2 protein-coding genes are annotated in these 1,680 nt (G+C 67.3%); both read right to left on the bottom strand.

Annotation, left to right across the window (positions count from 1 at the left end):
• On the bottom strand, nucleotides 1-672 hold a 672-nt coding region (locus EN935_RS34800; RefSeq protein ID WP_164771636.1), incomplete at its 3' end, for an ABC transporter permease.
• On the bottom strand, nucleotides 669-1,655 hold the full coding sequence (locus tag EN935_RS34795) for an ABC transporter permease (RefSeq protein ID WP_127266145.1): 987 nt from the start codon (nucleotides 1,653-1,655) through the stop codon (nucleotides 669-671). The genes EN935_RS34795 and EN935_RS34800, both read right to left, overlap by 4 nt.
• Nucleotides 1,656-1,680: the final 25 nt, after the last annotated feature.

Raw genomic sequence — 1,680 nt, 5'->3', positions numbered from 1 at the left:
GACCCGGTTGGGATCTCCCAAGCCGAGGAAGGACAAGGCCGCTTCGGTGAGGATCGCGGCGGCGACGATCACCGATGACATCGCCAGCACCGGAGGCAAGGCATTGGGCAGCACCTCGCGAAAGGCGATCGCCAGCGGGTGCATGCCGATGACCCTGGCCCCGGCGACATAATCGCGTTCGCGAATGGAGAGGACTTCCGCGCGGGCCACCCTGGCAGGTCCGGTCCAGGTGCCGAGCGCGATGGCAATCACGACGATGCCGAGCGACGGTCCGACGACGCTGACGAAGGCCAGCGCCAGCAGGAAGCTCGGCACGGTCTGGAAGGCGTCGGTGATGCGCATCAGCACCTCGTCGACGATGCCGCCGGCAAAGCCGGCCAATGTGCCGACCACCGCGCCGACGACAAGTGCGGCGGCCGCAGCCGTGAGCCCGACGGCCAGCGATGTGCGGGCGCCATGAAAGAGCTCGGCTAGCACGTTGCGGCCAAGCCGGTCGGTGCCGAGCGGCAGCGACCAATCCTGGAACGGCGGCAGCATTGCCGGTCCGGCGATGGCCTGCGGATCGCCGGGGAAGAGCAATGACGCCGACAGCGCCATGGCGATCAGCGCCGCCAGGAGGATGGCGCCGGCGAACGCCTCGGGCGTGCGCAGAAAGCGGCGGAGCGGGCTCATGCGTCAGCCTCGCTAGCGCCGACGCGCGGATCGAGGAAGGCATAGGCGATGTCGACGGCAAGGTTGATGAAAATGACCAGGACGGCGCTGGTGAGAATAATCCCGAGCAGCAATGGGGTGTCCCGCGCGGCCACCGCTTCCTGCGCCAGTCGACCGAGGCCGGGTACGGAAAAGACGCTCTCGATGACGACGCTGCCGCCGAGCATCTGCGCAGACTGCAGGCCGAGCATGGTGACCAGCGGCAGCAGTGCGTTGCGGGCGACGTGGGCTAGCACGATGCGACGGCGTGACAATCCCTTGGCACGGGCGGCCAGCACGAAATCCAGGCGCCAGACCTCGGCCATGCCGGCGCGCATCATGCGCAGATAGAGCGCCAGATAGATGAAGCCGAGGGCGGAAACGGGCAGGACGAGATGGATGGCAATGTCGGCTGCGCGATCAAAGCCGGTCTTGTCAGAGGCCAGGGTTTCGATGCCGCCGATCGGCAGCCGGCGCAGGTCGACGGCAAAGACGACGATCAGCACCAGGCCGAGCCAGAAACCCGGTACGGCATAGAGCGCCAGCGAGCCGATCGACAGGAAGCGATCGCGGAAACTGCCTGGCCGCGCGCCGGCATAGATGCCGAGTGCCGAACCAAGCCCGAAGGAGAGCGCGGTGGCGCTGACCATCAACAGCAGCGTGTTGGGCAGGCGTTCGAGGATGACGTCGCGGATCGGTCGGGAGAACGTCACCGACTGGCCGAGATCGAGATGCAACAGAGCCCAGAGATAGTTGGCCAGCCGCGTCAGCTCCGACTGGTCGAGGCCCCAGCGATGGCGCAACAGCTCGATCATGCCGGCGTCGCCGCCGGTCGAGATGATATAGGCATCGACCGCGTCGCCCGGGGCCGCTTCGAGCAGCAGGAAGGTGCCGATGACGACGATCAGCAGCACGAAGATGCTGCCGACGAGGCGACGGCGGAGCAGGGTCAGGGCGCGGGTCATGGCCGCCTTACCCTCCCCATAAGGG

Source organism: Mesorhizobium sp. M7D.F.Ca.US.004.03.1.1, from assembly GCF_003998635.1.
Lineage (GTDB): Bacteria > Pseudomonadota > Alphaproteobacteria > Rhizobiales > Rhizobiaceae > Mesorhizobium > Mesorhizobium loti.
This window is presented reverse-complemented; position numbering and strand designations above follow the sequence as displayed.

Bases quoted from the DNA above. Each gene is read 5' to 3' on its own strand.
- EN935_RS34795 (WP_127266145.1), bottom strand. From the start codon at position 1,655: ATGACCCGCGCCCTGACCCTGCTCCGCCGTCGCCTCGTCGGCAGCATC.